The organism is Streptosporangium jomthongense, assembly GCF_042650425.1.
GTDB lineage: Bacteria > Actinomycetota > Actinomycetes > Streptosporangiales > Streptosporangiaceae > Streptosporangium.
Map to the genome: position 1 here is coordinate 555,816 of NZ_JBHSBC010000012.1, position 18,323 is coordinate 574,138.

15 protein-coding genes are annotated in these 18,323 nt (G+C 73.4%); 11 read left to right on the forward strand and 4 right to left on the reverse strand.

Annotated features, from left to right (window positions below; genetic code table 11):
• Positions 1 to 70: 70 nt before the first annotated feature.
• Complete coding sequence (locus ACFOYY_RS14220) at positions 71 to 1,021, reverse strand: lactonase family protein (RefSeq protein ID WP_362778673.1); 951 nt, start codon at positions 1,019 to 1,021, stop codon at positions 71 to 73.
• A gap of 201 nt (positions 1,022 to 1,222) precedes the next feature.
• On the opposite strand from ACFOYY_RS14220, the gene ACFOYY_RS14225 reads away from it, so the two are divergent.
• Positions 1,223 to 2,122 (forward strand): bifunctional helix-turn-helix transcriptional regulator/GNAT family N-acetyltransferase, encoded by a 900-nt coding sequence (locus ACFOYY_RS14225; protein WP_362778675.1) that lies wholly within the window; start codon positions 1,223 to 1,225, stop codon positions 2,120 to 2,122.
• 103 nt (positions 2,123 to 2,225) lie between these two features.
• Here ACFOYY_RS14225 and ACFOYY_RS14230 read toward each other — a convergent pair whose 3' ends face one another.
• Complete coding sequence (locus tag ACFOYY_RS14230; protein WP_386190005.1) at positions 2,226 to 3,311, reverse strand: alkaline phosphatase PhoX; 1,086 nt, start codon at positions 3,309 to 3,311, stop codon at positions 2,226 to 2,228.
• A 198-nt stretch (positions 3,312 to 3,509) separates the two neighbouring features.
• Between ACFOYY_RS14230 and ACFOYY_RS14235 the strand changes: the two genes are divergently transcribed.
• A complete protein-coding gene (locus tag ACFOYY_RS14235) occupies positions 3,510 to 6,491 on the forward strand; it encodes a KAP family P-loop NTPase fold protein (protein ID WP_386190006.1) in 2,982 nt (993 codons plus the stop codon).
• Between the two features lie 7 nt (positions 6,492 to 6,498).
• On the opposite strand, the gene ACFOYY_RS14240 is transcribed toward ACFOYY_RS14235, so the two are convergent.
• Both ACFOYY_RS14240 and ACFOYY_RS14245 read right to left on the reverse strand, forming a co-directional pair.
• Complete coding sequence (locus ACFOYY_RS14240) at positions 6,499 to 7,716, reverse strand: MFS transporter (RefSeq protein WP_386190007.1); 1,218 nt, start codon at positions 7,714 to 7,716, stop codon at positions 6,499 to 6,501.
• Positions 7,717 to 7,831: 115 nt separating this feature from the next.
• Complete coding sequence (locus ACFOYY_RS14245) at positions 7,832 to 8,281, reverse strand: hypothetical protein (protein WP_386190008.1); 450 nt, start codon at positions 8,279 to 8,281, stop codon at positions 7,832 to 7,834.
• 689 nt (positions 8,282 to 8,970) lie between these two features.
• Here ACFOYY_RS14245 and ACFOYY_RS14250 point away from each other — a divergent pair.
• The 9 genes from ACFOYY_RS14250 (at position 8,971) to ACFOYY_RS14290 (ending at position 18,223) form a co-directional block, all read left to right on the forward strand.
• Positions 8,971 to 9,162 (forward strand): streptamidine-related RiPP repeat protein, encoded by a 192-nt coding sequence (locus ACFOYY_RS14250; RefSeq protein ID WP_362910458.1) that lies wholly within the window; start codon positions 8,971 to 8,973, stop codon positions 9,160 to 9,162.
• Positions 9,163 to 9,248: 86 nt separating this feature from the next.
• Positions 9,249 to 10,004 carry a hypothetical protein gene (locus tag ACFOYY_RS14255; protein ID WP_352008902.1) on the forward strand — a complete coding sequence of 252 codons (756 nt, stop codon included), beginning with the start codon at positions 9,249 to 9,251 and terminating at the stop codon, positions 10,002 to 10,004.
• The gene (locus ACFOYY_RS14260) at positions 10,001 to 11,554 is read left to right on the forward strand and encodes a CocE/NonD family hydrolase (protein ID WP_386190009.1); all 1,554 of its coding nucleotides are present in this window, start codon (positions 10,001 to 10,003) and stop codon (positions 11,552 to 11,554) included. The genes ACFOYY_RS14255 and ACFOYY_RS14260 overlap by 4 nt, the downstream gene beginning before the upstream one ends.
• Entirely contained in the window at positions 11,551 to 12,891 is a 1,341-nt protein-coding gene (locus ACFOYY_RS14265; protein ID WP_362910464.1) for a YcaO-like family protein, read from the forward strand. The genes ACFOYY_RS14260 and ACFOYY_RS14265 overlap by 4 nt, the downstream gene beginning before the upstream one ends.
• Before the next feature lies 1 nt (position 12,892).
• On the forward strand, positions 12,893 to 14,224 hold the full coding sequence (locus ACFOYY_RS14270; protein ID WP_386190010.1) for a YcaO-like family protein: 1,332 nt from the start codon (positions 12,893 to 12,895) through the stop codon (positions 14,222 to 14,224).
• A gap of 12 nt (positions 14,225 to 14,236) precedes the next feature.
• Positions 14,237 to 15,274, forward strand: a complete 1,038-nt coding sequence (locus tag ACFOYY_RS14275; RefSeq protein WP_362910468.1) for a FecCD family ABC transporter permease — start codon at positions 14,237 to 14,239, stop codon at positions 15,272 to 15,274.
• Entirely contained in the window at positions 15,274 to 16,053 is a 780-nt protein-coding gene (locus tag ACFOYY_RS14280) for an ABC transporter ATP-binding protein (RefSeq protein WP_386190011.1), read from the forward strand. The genes ACFOYY_RS14275 and ACFOYY_RS14280 overlap by 1 nt, the downstream gene beginning before the upstream one ends.
• Positions 16,050 to 17,036, forward strand: a complete 987-nt coding sequence (locus ACFOYY_RS14285) for an ABC transporter substrate-binding protein (protein WP_386190012.1) — start codon at positions 16,050 to 16,052, stop codon at positions 17,034 to 17,036. The genes ACFOYY_RS14280 and ACFOYY_RS14285 overlap by 4 nt, the downstream gene beginning before the upstream one ends.
• A complete protein-coding gene (locus tag ACFOYY_RS14290) occupies positions 17,036 to 18,223 on the forward strand; it encodes an MFS transporter (RefSeq protein ID WP_386190013.1) in 1,188 nt (395 codons plus the stop codon). Before ACFOYY_RS14285 ends, ACFOYY_RS14290 begins: the two co-directional genes overlap by 1 nt.
• Positions 18,224 to 18,323 lie beyond the last annotated feature (100 nt).

An 18,323-nucleotide genomic window follows, 5' to 3' on the forward strand; every position in this document is an offset into this window, starting at 1 on the left:
TTGGCCGGATCTTGGTCCGCACGCGCCCCAGGACGTTCCAGGGCTCCTCAGGACGGTCTCAGGGCGACTTTCAGGGCAGGGTGAGCACGCACGCGGGGGTCCCGGTGGCGAACACCACGGGGTCGGGCTGCGGGACGCCGTCCTTGAGCACCAGCACGGCGACGCCGTCGGAACGCTGGTTGGCCACGTACATCCGGTTGTCGGCGATGGCGAAGTGCCTGGGCCACGACCCGCCGCAGGCGACCTCGGCGACCGGCTCCAGGGTGTGCGGGGACAGGACGGAGACCGTGTCCGGGCCCCGGTTGGCGACGTAGAGGAACCCGCCGGAGACCTCAAGGTGGGAGGGATAGTTCGTACCCGGCGCCGAGCTGGACGGGGCCGCGGCCACCTCGTTCCAGGCGTCGTCGTAGACACGGACCGTGCCGTCGAGCTCCCCTGCCACGTACCAGTGGTCCGCGAAACGGGTCATGTGCCGGGGACCCATGCCCGGCGCGAGCCGTACCGGGCCGTCGGGGTGGGGGACGACCCTGTCGTCGTCCGGGTCGGTGAGGTAGCGGCGCACCTCGTCGGCGCCCAGATCGGGCACGTAGAGGACGCCGTCGGCGCCGAAGACCGTCTGGTGGGCGTGGGAGCCGTCCCGGTAGGGGAAGGAGCACAGCTCGGTCAGCAGGCCCGCGGCCCCGACACGGTGCACGCTCACCGTGCCGTCGCCGTAGTTGGCCACCGCGAGCAGCCTCCCCGACGGGTCGACGGACAGGTGGCAGGGGAAGGAGCCGCCGCTCGGCCGCTGCCCGAGGGGCGTGGGGGCGCCCTCGCCGAGGGCGTAGACGCCGACGGTGCCGCGCTCGCTCTCCCCGACGGTGTACAGGATCGGGAGGCGGGGGTGGACCGCGAGGAAGGAGGGCCCGCTGGCGGGCGTGGTGCCGAGCCTGGTGAGACTGCCCAGCTCGACCACGGTGATCCCCGTGCCCGATCCCCCGGTGTCGGGGGTGTATCCGCCGATGTACGCGACCTCAGCCATCATGCTCCCGTCACTGGGTCGGGCGGCCCGGGCCGCCCGAAATCTTCAACCGTTCTCGGCCAGTCTGCGAACTTAGCGCAGCGACTCGGCCCCTGGGCACCCGGCTTTTCCCGGATGCGATCCCCTGTCCCGCTCGTGGCTCCATGCCCCTCGCGGGGGCCTTCATTGACCTGGACAACGGGAAAGTTGATCGTGTCAACCATGGAGAACCTCGTCGCGCGGATACGCGCGTTCAACCACTTCTACAACGAGGTCATCGGCGCTCTCCACCGGGACATGGTCAACACCCCCTACTCCCTCACGGAGGTGAGGGTCCTGTGCGAGCTCAACCTGCGGGACCGCATGGAGACCGGCGAGCTGCGGCGGCTGCTCGAACTCGACTCCGGCTACCTCAGCCGGATGCTGGGGCGCTTCGAGACCGACGGGCTGGTCACCCGTGAGCGCTCGCCCGCCGACGCCAGGCGGCAGATCGTCGCGCTGACCGAGGCGGGCAGGATCGCGTTCACGAACGTCGACGAGCGTTCGGCCGCGCAGGTCCGGGACCTGCTCGAAGGACTGACCGAGGAGGAGCGTGACCGGCTCGCCGCGAGCATGACGACGATCAGGGAGATCCTCTCCAGGAACAGGAGCGCGGCGCCGTACGTCATCCGTCCGCCCCGGCCGGGGGATCTGGGCTGGGTCGTGCAGCGGCACGGGGTGCTCTACAGCCAGGAGTTCGGCTGGGGCCTGTGCTTCGAGGCCAGGGTCGCCAGGCTCGTGGCCGACTACGCGGAGAAGTACGACCCGAGGCGGGAGGCCTCGTGGATCGCGGAGGTCGACGGCGACCGGGTCGGCTGCGTCTTCTGCGTCCGCAGGGACGACGAGACGGCCCAGCTCAGGCTGCTGCTCGTCGAGCCCTCCGCCAGGGGGATGGGCATCGGCGGGCGGCTCGTCGACGAGTGCCTGCGCTTCGCGGGCGAGGCGGGCTACCGGCGGATCATGCTGTGCACCAGGGACGTGCTGACCGACGCCCGGCGGATCTACCGCACGGCGGGCTTCGAGCGGGTCGAGGAGCACACCATGGGCGGCGTCGTCGAGGAGACCTGGGTCATGGACCTTTAGCCGGCCCCTTCCCGTAGTAATTCCTTCTATTTTGATAGGTATTTTATGGAGGGGATCCGGGCATCCACGGGGAAGGAGGCGACGGTGCGGTTCCACCGGGCCGTCAGCGGGGGAAGGGGCCGGTGATCTCGTAGGTGACGCCGTCGGTGCCCGCGGCGTCGTCCCGGCGGCCGCGCTGGGAGGAGAAGTACAGGCGGGCGCCGTCCGGGGAGAGGGCGGGGCCGGTGATCTCCGAACCGGGGTGCCCCTCGACCCGCAGGAAAGGGGCGGCCGTCCGCCCGGGACCGGCCAGGACAAGTTCCATGAGGTCCCCGGCCTCCGCGGTCTCGACGGTTTCGAGCCGTTCCCGCAGGGTGTCGTAGGCCCAGACCCGTCCGTCGTCGCCGCTGGCGAACAGGCACACCCCGGCCGAGTAGTGGCAGGCGCCTCCCCCCTGGAACCTGTGGGCCGCGTCCACCTGGTGGCGGGTCGCCTCAAGCAGCGCGGCGGGGTTGGGCACCCGCCGCCAGGCCGTCGAACCGTCGTCCGGCAGGACGCAGAGCACCTCCAGCCTGCCGGTCGTCAGGTCTCCCCAGCAGGCGGGGACGAACCGGTAGAGGCAGCCGTCCGGTTCGTCCTCCGTCAGGTAGACCACCCGGTTGACCGGGTCGCAGGCCGCGCCCGCGTGCCTGAAGCGGCCCATGGCCAGGCGCGGCATCGCGGCGCGCACGCCGTACGGGTCGCACTCGAAGACCTGCCCGCGCGCGGTCTCCTCGCACGAGAGCCAGGTCTTCCACGGGGTCGCGGCCCCGGCGCGGTTGAGGTCGGTCCCCGACAGCACGCGGTAGGCGCCGTGCACGCTCCCGTCGGGCCGGAACCTGATGGCGGTCGCGCCGCCGAGCAGCGGGATCTCCGAGTTGGACACGTAGACCCAGCCGTCCCCGTCGGGGAAGCAGGCGCCGTCGCCGGGGGCCGGGTGCCAGAGCACCCCGCCGACCCGGTGGCCGGTGCGGGCGACGACCCGGCTGGAGAAGCCCTCGGGCAGCACGACCCCGTTGGCGTCCGGGGGCCTCGGCGGGCCGTACGGGCCGGACAGCACGGCCAGGCCGCCGCGAGAGGCGTCCGCGCCGGCGGCGCCCCACCGCAGAGGTCCCGCGAAGGCCGTTCCCGGCGCGGGCTCCCCGGTGCGCACGAACGTACGGCGAAGCATCGCTCCTCCTCGTCACCTTCACGGTAGGCGGCCAGTCGATCGGACCCACGTGAACAGGGCGACTCCCCCCGCTCAAACTTTGCGGAAACCGGAGAGCAAGCGTTTCCCAAAACCGGGCGTTTCATGCCCGATGTCCCCGATCACCGCCACCCGGGCGTTCACAGTGGAGATCACACCGTCGTCAGAGCGGGGGCACCGTTGAGCGAGGGACTCACGTTCGCCGATCCGGCGGCCCGGGCCGTTCCCGCCGAGGGAGGCCGCCGGGCCCTGGTCCTTCTCGACGCGCCGGACCCCTCCTCTCAGGAGGCCCCCGCGCGTCCCGACGCCCGCCTGGCGGGCGCGCTGCGCGCCGAGGGCTTCGCCGTCGAGGCCGAGTACGGCCGGGGCGCGCGGTGGGACGGCGAGCGGGTGTGGGAGTTCCTGGGTTCGGCCAGGGAGGACGACCTGCTGCTGATCCGGCTGCCCTCGGACGGCGGCTGGACGTCCAGGCAGCTGGGAGCCATGATCGGCGCGTTCGGCAGGCGGGTCGGCCGGTCACTGGCCACGGCCGTGCTGCTGGTCGTCGACTTCGGCTGGAGCGCCCTGGAGGAGACGGCCTCCCCCGTGCGGCGGCTCGCGGTCGCCGGTGAGCCCAGGATGGCCGCGGCGGCCCTGACACTGACGCTGAAGGTCGGCGAGGCGCCGAGGGGGCCCGCGCGGAGCCTGACGGACGTGATCGCGGAGGGGCTGGCGACCAGGGCCGCCGACCTCGACGGCGACGGCGTGATCACCGTCGGCGAGCTGCACGCCTACGCCCTGGAGCGCTACGCGGCGGCCTGCGCCGCCCGCGTCCCCATCCTGATCGCCTACGGCGCCGTGGCCGACGTCCCGCTGACCGGCGGTCCCGGCCCGGCCCGGGCCGTCCCCGCCGCCCTCGCGCGGGCCGCCGCGGGACTCGGCGGCGCCGTGGCGCCCGCGTCGGGGTTCGAGGTCGTCAGGCGCGTCTACGAGCTGCACCTGAGCGAGGCGGGCAGACGGCTGCTGCGGGTGGCCTCGCTGCTGGCCGAGGACGAGTCGGTCGAGGAGGTCTTCGGCGACGCGTCCGAGCTCGGCCGGTGGGGGCTGCTCGGCGAGCGCACCACGTTCGCCCACCCGGACGTGCGGGCCTTCGGCTACTCACGGCTGACGCCCGCCGAGCGCGCGCAGACCTCCGCGCTGCTGCGCCGCAGACGGGCGGGGCTGCGGGCCGTACCGCCGAGGGCCCGGCTGACGGCCGACCGGTGGACCACGCAGGACCAGCTCGGGCACCGGCTCTACGCGGAGGCCGTGGCCGCGTTCGTCAGGCACCCGGAGACCCGGCCCCCGCTCACCATCGGCGTCAAGGGGCCGTGGGGGGCGGGCAAGACCTCCCTGATGCGGATGATCCAGGACCTGCTGGACCCGGGGGCCGCGGGGAACACCCCGGCGAGGATCCACCTGCCGGGAATCGGCCCGCCCGGCGCCCGTGCGGGCAGGACGCCGACCAACGCCGAGGTGCTCGCCCACGCGGGACGGCGCCGGGCGGAGGACGGGGAGGGCGCGGTGCGCGCGGAACCCGGCCACCTTCCCGTACGGCAGGCCGACTGGCGCCCGACCGTCTGGTTCAACCCCTGGATGTACCAGAACGGCGAGCAGGTCTGGGCCGGGCTCGCCCACGAGATCATCAGCCAGGTCACCGAGCGGCTGCCGAGGGCGGAACGGGAGCGTTTCTGGCTGCGGCTCAACCTGGCCAGGATCGACAGGGAGGCGGTCCGGCGGCGCGCCTACCGGCTGGCGCTGACCCGGCTCGCGCCGCCCGCCCTCTGCCTGGTCGCCGGGCTCGTGCTGACCGGCGCGCTGCTGGCGGCCTCGGCGCTGCTGCCCGCCGCCGGAGAGATGATCCGGCACCTCGCCGCCGCCGTCGGCACCGTGGGCTCGGCCGGTGTGCTCGGGGCGGGAGCCGTACGGCTGGCGCGGTTCTTCGGCGAGTCGGCCGACAACGCCTTCGCCGAGCTGGTGCGCAGGCCGGACCCGCTGGCCCGGGACGCGGGCGGGCTCTTCGCCGAGGCCGTGACCGGCCCCGGCTACCGGTCCAGGACCGGGTTCCTGCACCTGGTGCAGACGGACATGCGGCACGTGCTCGACCTGGTCGCCACCGAGGAACGGCCGCTCGTGGTGTTCGTCGACGACCTCGACCGGTGTTCGCCGGGGACGGTCGCGCAGGTCATCGAGGCGATCAACCTGTTCCTCGCCGGTGAGTTCCCCAACTGCGTCTTCGTGCTGGCGATGGAGCCCGAGGCGGTGGTCGCGCACGTCGAGGCCGCCTACCGGGACCTGACGGAGGCGAGGCCCGCCTCCGGGGCCGGGCTGGGATGGCGGTTCCTGGAGAAGATCGTGCAGCTGCCGCTGAGTGTGCCGCTGCTCGACGACGCCGACCGGCTGCCCGCCTTCGTCCGGGCCCTGCTGGGCGTGCCCGACCCCGCGGAGGGGCAGGACGCACCGTTCGTCGCGCCGCCGCGCTCCCCCGCCGACCCGCCGATCGCCGACCCGCTGCCCGGCCCGGCGGAGCCGCCGGACCCGGTCCAGGTGAGCCGTCTTGAGGAGGCGATCTGGGCGCTGCGGCCCACGGCCACGACCCTGGACGAGGCGGCGAGGCTGGCGCAGGAGAGGCTGGGCGTCGAGAGCCGCGACATGGTCGGCGGCCTGTCCTCGGCGGCGCGCGAGGCGGCCGACCGGGTCTTCGACGACCTCTACAGTGACGAGAACGCCTACCGGGCGATCGAGTTCGTGCTGCCCGCGCTGACGTTCTCCAACCCACGGCAGATCAAGCGCTATGTGAACGTCTTCCGGTTCTACTCGTTCCTGACCTACCGCCGGGCGCTGGCCGGGGCGGCGCCCGCCTCCGACGCCGAGGTCGCCAAGCTCGCGGCGCTGACCGTCAACTGGCCGCACCTGCTGTCGTCGCTGGTCACCGAGGCCGGGGGGCCGAGCGCGCTGGAGGGCCTCGAAGGCGCCGCGGGCACCGGCGACGACAGGATCTGGGAGCGGGCCGTACGGCAGGCGGGCCTGACGGGCGAGGGCCTCGGCGGCCCCAGGGACTCCTGGGGCGCCGAGCTCGACGCCCTGCGCGAGCTGCTGGCGCGGCCGCACCCGATCGCGGGGCTGGCCCGTCACCTGCTCTGAACGGCTCTCAGGACCCCTTGCCGAGGCGGGGCAGGCGGCGGATGGGCCAGGCGACGACGAGGGCCGCGGCGCAGCCAAGGGCGATCACGGCGGCGGCCAGCAGCATGTCCCTGATGCCGAACAGCGCGCTGGCGGGACCGGCGATCGCCTGGCCGAACGGGACGGCCAGGATCGACCCGGCGATCTCGTAGGCCGCCACCCGGTTGAGGCGGTCGGCGGGGATGTGGGTCTGCACGGTCGTGGCCCACTGGACGCCCCAGAACGCCCAGCCGAGGCCGCTGACGCCGTAGCCGAGCATGAGCAGCGGCAGGGAGGGGACCAGCGCCGCCGCCAGCGGCATCAGCGGGAAGAGGAACATGGCGACCGCGCCGCCGAACAGGGGACGGGAGGGGCGCAGCCTGAGCGCGGCCAGCCCGCCGAGGACGCAGCCCGCCCCGAACGCGGCCTCGGCGAAGCCGAACGCCGCCTTGCCGTGCGCGGCGATGATGGAGGCCGCGCCGAGCGGGGTGATCGGCCCCCAGACGAACACCCCCAGCACCCACCAGATCAGGATGACCCCCCACAGCCAGGACCGGGAGCGGAACTCCTTCCAGCCGGTGCGCAGGTTCTGCAGGGTCGTGGCCGACCGGTCGACCTCGAAGGCGGGCAGCCGCAGCGCCACCAGGCAGATCCCGCTGACGGCGAAGGTCGCGGCGTCGATGGCGAACACCCAGCCCGCCGAGGTCACGGCCAGGAGCGTTCCGGCGATGGCGGGACCGGCCATCGTGGACAGGCCCTCGCTCACCTTCAGCACCCCGTTGGCCTGCTGCGGGTCTGCGGCGACCTGCGGCACCAGGCTGGAGACGCCCGGCTGGAACATCGCGGTCGCCATCCCGCCGAGCACCGAGGTGACGATGACGAACCACACCGGCGGATGTCCGAGCCCCAGATAGAGCGCGAGCGAGCCCTGGATCAGAAACCGGGCCGCGTCCGAGCCGATCATCAGCGGGCGGGGGTGGAACCGGTCCGCCAGCACTCCGCCGAACACCACGAAGAGGGCGAAGGCCCCCATCCAGGCGGCCAGTGCGAACCCCGCACCGCTCACCCCGTAGCCGAGGGAGAGCATCGCGACCGAGAGGGCGACCGGGAACATCGCGTCGCCCAGCATCGACACGATGCGGGCGACGAAGTAGAGGCGGAAGTTCCTGGTCCACAGACGGGTAGGGGCCGCGACGGGGGGAAGCACGCGGGCACTGTGTCAGAAACCGGCTATTCCGACAACCCTTTTTCTTGGCGACAAATCACCCATAACCCCTAAGTCGCGCCCCATGTACGGCGGGGCGCGACCGGCCGTCCCGGACTCAGTCTCCGGAGGTGGCCGGGGCGGTGACGTGCCGGGCGATCACCTCGTCGAGCCGGGCGACCGCGGGCCGCCAGTCGGCGGGCGGTTCGTGACAGCGGGTGGCGCTCCTGCCGTGGTACTCCAGGGTGTAGGTGAAGTGGTCGGGGACGTCACAGCCCGCCGTGGAGGACGACCACGTCCTGATGTGGTCCAGCCCCTGCCGCAGGGAGCCGAGCTCGGCCGGGGTGAGCCTGAAGGTCCTGGTGGCGCCCGCCGAGCCGCCGCGGGCCAGGCCGTTCCCGTCGACGACGAGCGTCTGGCGGATCCCGGCGAAACCGCCGGTCTTCCGGTAGGAGATCGTCCCCCAGGGGGCCTCGGCCGCGCCGCCCCCCGGAACGCCGGCCCGCGCGGGCACCGGGCCCATCGTCGCCGCCGCCAGGATCGCGGCGGCGAGCAGGTGTCTCACCATGACGTCTCCCCTCGTCGATGTGGAACGTTCCATAGTTCGTCGGGAACCCCGGGACAAGGCTCTCGGCGACGACCGCGGAAGACCATCCGCCGCGCCGGTCACCCCCGGATCGCCGCGAGCGCCCAGGACGGCCCCCACCCGAGACCGTGATCCCGCGGACGCGTCGTACGGGTGGAGGAGATCCTTCGACGGACCTGCCCGCGGAACGACTCCGCACACCGACCGCCGCCGATCTCCCCGCCGCCTTCCACGGCCCCGGCCCTGTTTTCCAGGCGGGAATTCCCCCGGCCGGGGAAAGGCGCGTTTCCCGATGCCCCCGAGTGGCCGAGGCGTCGCCGAAGACGAGATCCGGACCGCCCGGCGACCACCGAGTCGCCCATGGCGAACTGGCGAAACGCCCCGACCGCCCTTCGGGTAACCGGCCACCCGAAATGCCTTTCCGGGTGGGCGAAAATCCGGTCGGATATTCGGGAAAACCGGCCTACCGGAAAGAATTCCCTCCCGGCCGAAAGCGTCATTTCACGAGCCTTCGCGAGGCCCTTTCATCACCGTGCCGACTACCCACAGTCACCACAGGCAAGCCGAAAGTAAGGATAAAAGCTGCTTTTACCCCTCTTGCGATGGCCGGATTCGGCGATCTATGGTTCTCCCCGAAAACGACAACCGTTTTCACCGTCGAAAGGAGAACCATGAACACGGATCTCGGCTTCGAGGAGCTGACCTCCGCGGCGGCGCTGCCCGCCTTGCAGGGACCGGGCACCAACGCCCTCGTCCACACACCGTTCGGCTTCGAGGAGCTGGCTCCCGCCACGGCGCTGCCCGCTCTCCAGGGGCCGGGCACCAACGCCCTCGTCCACACCCCCTTCGCCTGGAACGCCTGAGTTCCAGAACGGACGGCCCGCTCCCAGTGCGGGCCGTCCGCCCATCCCATCCTTCCCCCTTTGTGAGTCGCGGAGAAGAACAGCCCATGGAGTCCATCACCCCCGGCCACCACCTGTACGTCGGCCCGGACGGGACGTGGCGCTCGTGCGACGAGAACGAGCGGTTCACCCGCCTGACCGGCCGGGCCGACCTGCTCGAACGCATGCGTGAGCAGTCCTACCTTGGCGGGAACGCCCCCGACCTCGAACCGCTGGCCACCGCTCTGCGCGAGCGGGGCGTGCTCACCGACGCTCCCTCCGGGAGCGAGGAGCCGCTTCGGGTGTGCGTGCGCGGGGACGGGCCGGTGGCCGCCGAGACCGTACGGCTGCTCGCCGGCACGGGGAACGCGCTCGCCGTGGACGACCCGGCCGCGGCGGACGCGCTGGTCGAGTGCGCGGGCTGGCTCCCTGACGGGCGTTGGCTGCGCCTCGACGACGACGGAGCCGTCAGGCACCGCTGCCACGTCGAGGGCCGCAGGCTGGTCGTCGGCCCCATGACCGTGCCAGGCCGTACCGCCTCCTACCGGGACCTGCGGGGACGCAGACTCGCCGCGGCGGCGCTGCCCGACGAGCTGGCCGGGCTGTGGACCTACCTCGACGAGGGCGCCGCCGGTACGGTGCCGCTTCCGCCGGTGCCGTGGCCGAACCCCGGCGCGATCGCGGTCGCCGCAGGCCTGCTGGTCAACGACCTGCTGACCTGGTGGACCGGTGACCTGCCCGCCACCGCGGGGCTCCAGCTCGTGGTCGATCCGGCCTCCGGACGGGTCGACCGGCACCCGGTGCTGCCGCTGCCGGTCCGATGAACCGGTTCAACCTGCGGCTGCCCGGCTGGGACGGCACCCTGCTCGCCCTCGACGTCCGCCTGCCGGACCCTTCCTCGTGGCCCGTCCCCACCGTCGTCACCCGCACTCCGTACGGGCGAGGCCGTCACCTGGCGGAGGGGGCGGGGTGGGTCAGCCGCGGCTTCGGCTACGTGGTCCAGGATGTGCGGGGACGCCACGACTCCGATGGCGCCTGGGAGTGCTACCGCAACGAGCGCGGCGACGGCGCCGCCCTGGCCGACTGGATCACCGCCCAGGAGTGGAGCGACGGCCGGCTGGTCGGCTACGGCGGTTCCTACGGCGGGTACACCGCCTGGGCGCTGGCCGTCGAACGCCCCGAGACGGTGCCCGCGGTGGTGAGCATGGGTCCGTCCATGGCGCTGCACCGCACCAAGTTCGAGGACGGCGTGCTGCGGCTGGCCGAGCACGCGGCCTGGTGGCTCGAACGCGCGGACAGCCGTACCAGCAGGGACGGCCTCGCCGCCTTCCTCCTCAAGGAAGGAGACGCGCTGGCCCGTCTGCCGGTGACCGGCCTGCCCGAACGGCTCGGCGTGCGCCTGCCAGGCTGGGCCGGGGTCGTCCTGCGGGGTCCTGACCACCGCCCCGCCGAGGAGATCACCGAGGAGGAGCTGGCCGCGCTGCCCACGGCGGGGCTGCACGTCGGCGGCTGGTACGACCTGCTGGCCGACGAGACCGTCCTGCACTGGCGGACGGTCGGCTCCGCCCGCACCCCGCGCCCCCCGCAGCGGCTGATCATGGGACCGTGGGGGCACGACCTCGCCTTCACCGGACGGACCCGGCACATCGACCGGGAGCACGGCCCCCAGGCGCTGTTCGACCTGGGCGCGGCGCAGGTCGCGTGGATCCGCGCCTGCCTGGCGGGCGAGGACCCCGGCCCTGACATGGTCCTGCCCGTCGGCGGAACCTCCTGGCGGCCCTGGCCGGCCACGACCCGCGAACGCGTCCTGCACGCCCACCCCGGTAAGGGTGTCGACGAGGTTCCCGGGGACGGCTCGCCCGATGGAAGACTTGAGGAGGTCCCCGGGATCGGTCCGGCCGGCGCCTTCGTGTACGACCCGGCCGACCCGTGTCCGTCCCTGGCCCCCGGCACCGACCGCCGCGCCCTGGACGGGCGGCCCGACATCCTGCGCTTCAGCACTCCGCCGCTGACCGCGCCGCTGTCGTTCACCTCGGTCGCCGTCCACCTGGACGTCACCGCCTCGGCCCCCGACGCCGACTGGATCGTACGGCTCGCCGAGCACACCGTGGACGACCAGGTGTTCGAGCTGGCCAGGGGCAGGGCGGCGAGTTCGGGACGTCTGGCGCTCAGCCCGGTCTGGGCGTGCCTGCCCGCCGGATCCCGGCTCCGCCTGGAGATCACCGGCAGCGACTTCCCGCGCCTGGCCCGCTCCCTCGGCACCGGCGCCGACCGCCACACGACCACCGCGACGGCCCCCGTCCGCCAACGGGTCCGCGCCGCCCGCCTGGTCCTGGAGACCCCGAGAAGCCCGCAAGACCTGGAGAACGCGTGAACAACCCGGAAGACCTGCTGGTCGACTCCCGTACCGGCGTGCTGACCGCGCTGGAACCACAGCCCCGCCGCCCCGGCCTGCCCCGCTGGTGGACCGGATACGGCGCCGCCGTCGCCGACACCCGGCGGTTCGCCCCCTGGACCGCCGACCGGCACGGGTTCGGCGCGACCGTCGGCGACCCGTCGCACGCCCGCGCCGCGGCGCTCGGGGAGGCCGTCGAACGCTACTGCGGCAACGCCGTCCCCTCCGGGCTCACCGTCTCCTCCTGGCGTGACCTGACCGAGGCGGCCCTGGACCCGGAGACGATCCCGCTGTACTCGGCCGCCCAGTACCGCGAACCCGGTTTCCCCTTCGTCCCGTTCACCCGGGACCTGCCGGTCGCCTGGACTCCGGCGCGGGACATGCGTGACGGCTCCCGGGTGCTGGTTCCCGCGTCCCTGGTCTGGCTCGACTACTTTCACGGTCCTCGTGCCGCCGAGCCGCCGACCCACGCCCTGCCGTACTCGGGTATCGCCACCGGGCGCGGCCGGGAGCACGCGGAGCGGGCGGCCCTTGAGGAGCTGTTCGAGCGGGACGCCACCACGATCTGGTGGTCGAGCGGGGCCGCCTGCGAGGCCGTGGCCGATCCGGAGACGGTCACCGCGGCCCTCGGCGACGGGAGACAGGAACCACGGGTCCGGCTGCTGGCCGTACCGTCACCGTTCGGTGTGCCGGTGATGGCGGCCTTCCTTGAGGACCTCGCCGGCGGGATCGTGGCCTTCGGCAGTGCCTGCCGGGCCACTCCCCGTGAGGCGGCGGCGAAGGCGCTGGTCGAGGCCTTCGGCCTGTACTCCCTGACGCTCCAGCTCGCCGACCCGCGGGGCGCGGTGTGGCAGGCCGTGGCCGCCGGAGTGCTTGAGGAGCACGTGTTCCGGCCCTACCGGGCCGACCGTTCCTACCGGGACGCCTTCCGCCCGGACTACCGCGACCTGACCGACCTGCCCGCCGTCGCGCAGCTCTACCTCGACCCGCGCATGCAGGGCGAACCTCTGGCCCGGCTGCGCGCGGCTCCCGGCCCCCACCTGGACGACCTGCCCCCGGCCGATGCGGCGAGCTATCTCGACCGGCTGGCAGGGGCCGGGCTCACCGCCTACAGCGTGGACCTGACCACCCCCGACGTGGCCGCGACGGGGTTGTGCGTGGTGCGGGTCCTGGTGCCCGGCCTGGTGGGAAACGCCCCACCGGCCTTCCCTCTGCGCGGCGGCGGGCGCCTGTACGAGGTGCCGGAAAAGCTCGGCCTCACCTCCCGCGTCCTGGACGAGGACGACCTGTTCCCCCACCCTCTCCCCCTGGCCTGACATGACTGCTCCCACCGCCCTGGAAACAGGGGCGTACTCCTCGCTGCTCGACTCCCGCACCGGGATCGTCCGCTCCCTGGTCCGCTCCGCCGCTCCCGGCCATCTACCCGCCTCGTTCGAGCTGGTCACCGCGGTGCTCTCGGACACCACCAGGTTCGGCCCGTGGCCCTGCGACTCCGCGGGTGCCGGATACGCCTTCGCCGACCCGCAGGCCGCGCGCGGCGCGGCGTTCGGCGAAGCCGCGGAGCGCTACTGCGGCAACCTCGTCCCTCCCCGGCTGGTCCTGGCCTCCCACGCCGACCTGACCGCCCAGGGGGCCCGTGCCCTCGACCCCGAGGACCTGGCGCTGTACTCCCCCGCCCAGCACGCCGTCCCCGGTTTCCCCCTGGCGCCGTTCACCCGTGACCTGCCGGTCGAATGGACGGAGGCGGTCGACCTGCTCGACGGCCGGGGGACGCTCGTGCCGGCGGGGCTGGTGTGGGTGTCGTACTTCTCCGCCGACGTCACCCCGCCGACGCCCCGCGTCAACCCGGTCATCCAGGCCGGACTGGCCGCCGGGCCGACGCGTGGGTACGCCGTCCGGGGCGCTCTGTACGAGATCGCCGAGCGCGACGCCATGACGCTGGCCTGGCACGGGCGGGCCGGGCTGCGCGCGCTGACCCCGCCGCCCTGGCTGGCCGACTTCGCCACCGGGCCGCTGCGGCGGCTGCACGTGCGTTTCCTCGGCTTCCCCACCGCCACCGGGCTGCACGTGACCGGTGCGCTGGTCCGCGACCGGGAGACCGGCCATCTCACTCTCGGCATGGGCGTACGGCGCGACGCCCAGGAGGCGATGGTCAAGGCCTACGGCGAGGCGTTGCAGTTGCAGTTGTTCACCGCCGGGCTCGACGACCCCGCGGGGCCGTACTGCCAGGTGGCCGCCGACCCGCGCAGTCCCCTGAAGCCGTGGCGGGCCGACCGTGCCTACGGCTCGTCCTACCGGTCCGACCTGGCCGACGTCGTGGACTACGGCTGCCACCTCCAGCTGTACCTCGACCCGGCCGTCCAGGAGGAGTTCGAGGAGGAGCTCGCCGAGGCGCTGGCCGAGCACGTACCCGCCCGGGCGGTGCCACCACCCGGGGACACCCGCGAGCTGGCCGTACGGCTGGGCCGTCAGGCGCTGTGCGCCGAGGTGACCACCCCGGACGTGCGGGAGGCGGGCCTGCGCGTGGTGCGGGTCGTGGTGCCCGGCACCTACTCCAACACCGCGGCCGGACTGCCGTTCCTCGGCGGCACCCGGCTGGCGGAGACCCTGGGCGGCCGTCCCCGCCGTCGCCTGCCTCTGCCCCACTAGAGAGAGTCTCCCTTGGCCTCCTCCCGTCTCATCTCCGTGCGACGCCACCCGCTGGCGGTGGCGCTGCTGCTGGTCGCGGTCCCGCTCGCGATGGTGGCCGCCGTCAGCCTCGGCGCCGTCGACCTGCCCGCCGCGGATGTGTGGCACACGGTTGTCGCCCACCTGACGACCGGGCGGCGTCCCGCGGACGTCAGCGGCATCGACGACGAGATCATCTGGAACTCCCGGGCCCCGAGGACCGTCCTGGCCCTCGTCGCCGGGGCCGGGCTCGCCGTCGCCGGAGCCGTGCTGCAGGCGGTGGTGCGCAACCCGCTGGCCGACCCCTACGTCCTGGGGGTCGCCTCGGGGGCGTCGCTGGCCGCGGTCGCGGTCATCACCCTGGGCGGCGTCGCCGGGCTCGGCGTGCCGGGGGCGGCCTTCGTGGGGGCGTGCGCCACGCTCGCCCTGGTGCTGCTGCTCGGCAGCAGGCGCGGCACCCTGGCGCCGACCCGGCTGATCCTGGCCGGGGTCGCCCTGTCCTACCTGCTGCAGGGGGCCACCGGCTACCTCCAGTTGCGCGCCCAGCCCGGTCAGCTCTCCGGCATCCTGTTCTGGCTGCTCGGCTCGGTCTCCGGCGCGGGCTGGGACGACCTGACCGTGCCGTGCGCGGTGGTCGTGGCCTGTACGGCGTGGCTGACGGCGCAGGGCAAACGGCTCAACGCGATGCTGCTCGGCGACGAGACGGCCGCCATGCTCGGCGTCGCCGTACACCGGTTCCGATTGACGCTGCTGGCCGTCGCCGCGCTGTTGACGGCGGCCGTCATCTCGGTCGCCGGGGGCATCGCGTTCGTTGGGCTGATCGTGCCGCACACCGTACGGCTGCTCGCGGGCCCCGACCATCGCCGCGCCCTGCCGCTGGTCGCGCTGGGCGGCGGCCTGTTCCTGGTCCTCGCCGACCTGGCCGCCCGCATCCTGTCACCGCCGCTCGAACTTCCGCTCGGCATCCTGACCGCCGCGATCGGTGCGCCGTTCTTCCTGTGGCTGCTGCGCAGGGAAGGGCCGGTGTCCTGATGCGAGTGGAGGTCACCGGCCTGAACCTGCCGCTCGGCGGGGTCGAGGGGGTCGCGCTGCGGGTCGAGCCCGGCGAGTTCGTCGGACTCATCGGCCCGAACGGCAGCGGCAAGTCCACGCTGCTGCGCGCGCTGTACCGGGCGCTGCGTCCGGACGACGGCACGGTGCTGGTCGGCGGAGACGACGTGTGGCGAGCCCTGACGGCCCGTGAGTCCGCCGGGCGGATCTCCGTCGTGGCCCAGCACGGCGGGGACGGCTTCGACTTCACCGTCGCCGAACTCGTGGCCACCGGCCGTACCCCGCACCGGACCTCGCCCTCGGCCGACCGGGAGATCGTCACCGCCGCCCTCGAACGGGTCGGGATGACCGGTATGGCCGAGCGCCTGTACTCGACGCTGTCCGGAGGGGAACGGCAGCGGGCGCTGCTGGCCCGCGCCGTGGCCCAGCGGGGCGCCCTGCTCGTGCTGGACGAGCCGACCAACCATCTCGACGTCAACGCGCAGTTCGAGCTGCTCGGCCTGGTCCGTTCCCTGGGCGTGACGACGCTGGCGGCGCTGCACGAGCTGAACCTCGCCGCCGCCTACTGCGACCGGCTCTACGTACTTGAGGCGGGCCGGATCGTCGCCCACGGCTCCCCCGGCGAGGTGCTGACCCCGGCCCTGCTCGCCGAGGTGTTCGGGGTCCGCTCCCACCTGGGCGTCAACCCGCTCACCGGCCGGCCGAACCTCACCTTCGCCCCGTTGAAGGACACCCTCAAGGAAACTGGAGACCCCCGATGAGAACGCCACGAACGGCCCTGTGCGCCCTGGCCCTCCTCGCCCTGTCGGCGGGCTGCGGCGCCGGCCCCGCCACATCCGCCGCCCCCTCGGCTCCGCGCGGTGAGGGCGTCTTCCCCGCCCAGGTCGTCAACTGCGGGCGGAGTGTCCAGGTGGACAGCCGGCCGAAGCGGATCGTGTCGTTCTTCCCGTCCAACACCGAGTTGCTGCTCGCCCTGGGGGTCAAGGACCGGCTCGCCGGCCAGGTGTGGGCCGGCCAGTCGGCGCCGAAGCCGGCCTACGCCGCCGACTACGCCGGGGTCAAGGTCCTGTCCGGGGGTGAGGTGTCGAAGGAGACGCTGCTGGCCGCCCGTCCCGACTTCATCCTGGCCGACGGGGAGTACAACTTCGACGGCAGGAAGCTGCCGACCATCGCCGAACTGGCCGCGCTGGGCGTGCCCGTCTACGTCGACGCCGCGTTCTGCCCGGGGACCACCGGCTCGGCGACCCTCGCCGACATCGGGCGCGACCTCGACGCCCTCGGCGGGCTGCTCGGCGTGCCCGGACAGGCCGCAGGCGCCAAACGCGACGTCACCAGGGCCCTTGACGGCCTGCGTCGCCGCCTCGACGGACACGCCCCGGTGCGCACCGCCATGGTGCAGGTCTTCGACAGGCAGCTGTACGGCCTGGCGGGCGGCCTGTACTCCGACATCCTGCGCGTCGCGGGCGGCGCCAACGTGCTCGACGGGCTGATCCCCCCGGGCAAGAACTTCGACGTCGTCTCCGTGGAGGCCGTCGCCAAGGCAGACCCGGAGACGATCGTCTACCACTACACCGACGAGGCCGACCGCGCCTCGGCCGAGAAGTGGCTGCGTGAGCACCTGGGGCAGACCAGGGCGGTCAGGAACAGCCGCCTGGTCGCCACGCCCGCCGCCGACTACTCGGGGCTGCGTGCCGTTGACGGCGCCCAGGCGATCGCCCGCGCCCTGCACCCGGACGTGTTCTGATGCGCCGTTACCTCGCCGCCCGGATCATCTCGTGGGCCGGGTCGTCGATCACCCTTGTCGCGTTGCCGATGCTGCTCTACCAGCGCACCGGTGACGCCGCCCTGACCGGCCTGCTCACCGCCATGGAGGCGGTCCCCTATCTGCTGCTCGGCCTGCCCGCGGGGGCGCTCGCCGACCGGTGGGACCGCCGCCGTGTGCTGACCCTCACCAGTCTGCTCAGCGCGCTGCTGGTGGCGAGCGTCCCGCTGGCCGCCGCGCTGGGGCTGCTCACCACGCCGCACCTGTTCGTCGTGGCCGCGGCGACCGCCTCGTCCTTCGTGTTCTTCGACGCCGCCGCGTTCGGCGCGCTGCCCGCGCTGGTCGGGCGGGAGGGGGTGGCCAGGGCGACCGGCGTCCTGATGACCTGGAGCACCCTGGTCTCGCTCGTCGGCCCCGCCCTGGCGGGGGTGTTGGTCGCCGCGACCGGCGCGGCCCCGGCGATGGGGCTGGACGCGCTGAGCTACGTGGCGGCGGCGCTGCTGCTGGCCCGGCTGCCGCCGGCCAATCCGGGGCCCAGGCCTCGCCGTGATCTGCGCGCCGAGGTCCTCGACGGCGTCCGCTACATCCGCGCCCACCCGGTGGTCGGGCCGCTGACCTTCCTCGGCGTCGGCAACAGCCTCGCCGAGGGGGCCGTGATGGGGCTGCTGGTCGTCGTGGCGGTCCAACGGCTCGGCCTCGGGCCCGCCGATCCGGCGATCGGCCTGCTGTTCGCCGCGACGGCGGCCGGCGCCATGGCCGCGGGCCTGGCCGTACCCCGGCTGCGGCTGCGTTTCGGCACCCCCGCGATCTCCCTCACCTCGTTGACGGCCGTGGGGATACTGCTGGTGGTGTGGGCCCTGACCGAGCACCTGGTCGTGGGGCTGGTGGTGCTGGCCGTCTGGCAGGCGGCCAACAGCCTGGTCAGTCTGAACGGCATCATCGAACGGCAGGAGCGGACCCCCGACCACCTCCAGGGCAGGGTCAACACCACCGCCAGAATGATCGCCTGGGGCGGGCAGCCCGCGGGAGCCGCCCTCGCCGGGCTCCTGGCCGAGCTGACCTCTCCCCGTACGGCCCTGCTGACGACGGCGGTGGCCGTACTGCTGTCGCTTCTCCTGCCTCCGGCACGTGCCCTGGCCCGGCAGGCTCCCTTGGCGTCGCGGGACTGAACGAGGATTCCGGCCACGATGGAAATCCTCCGGCTGGAAGCATCCCTGACTACTCCCATAAAGTGCAGATTTCGGGCCATATCAGGAAAATTCAGCATCG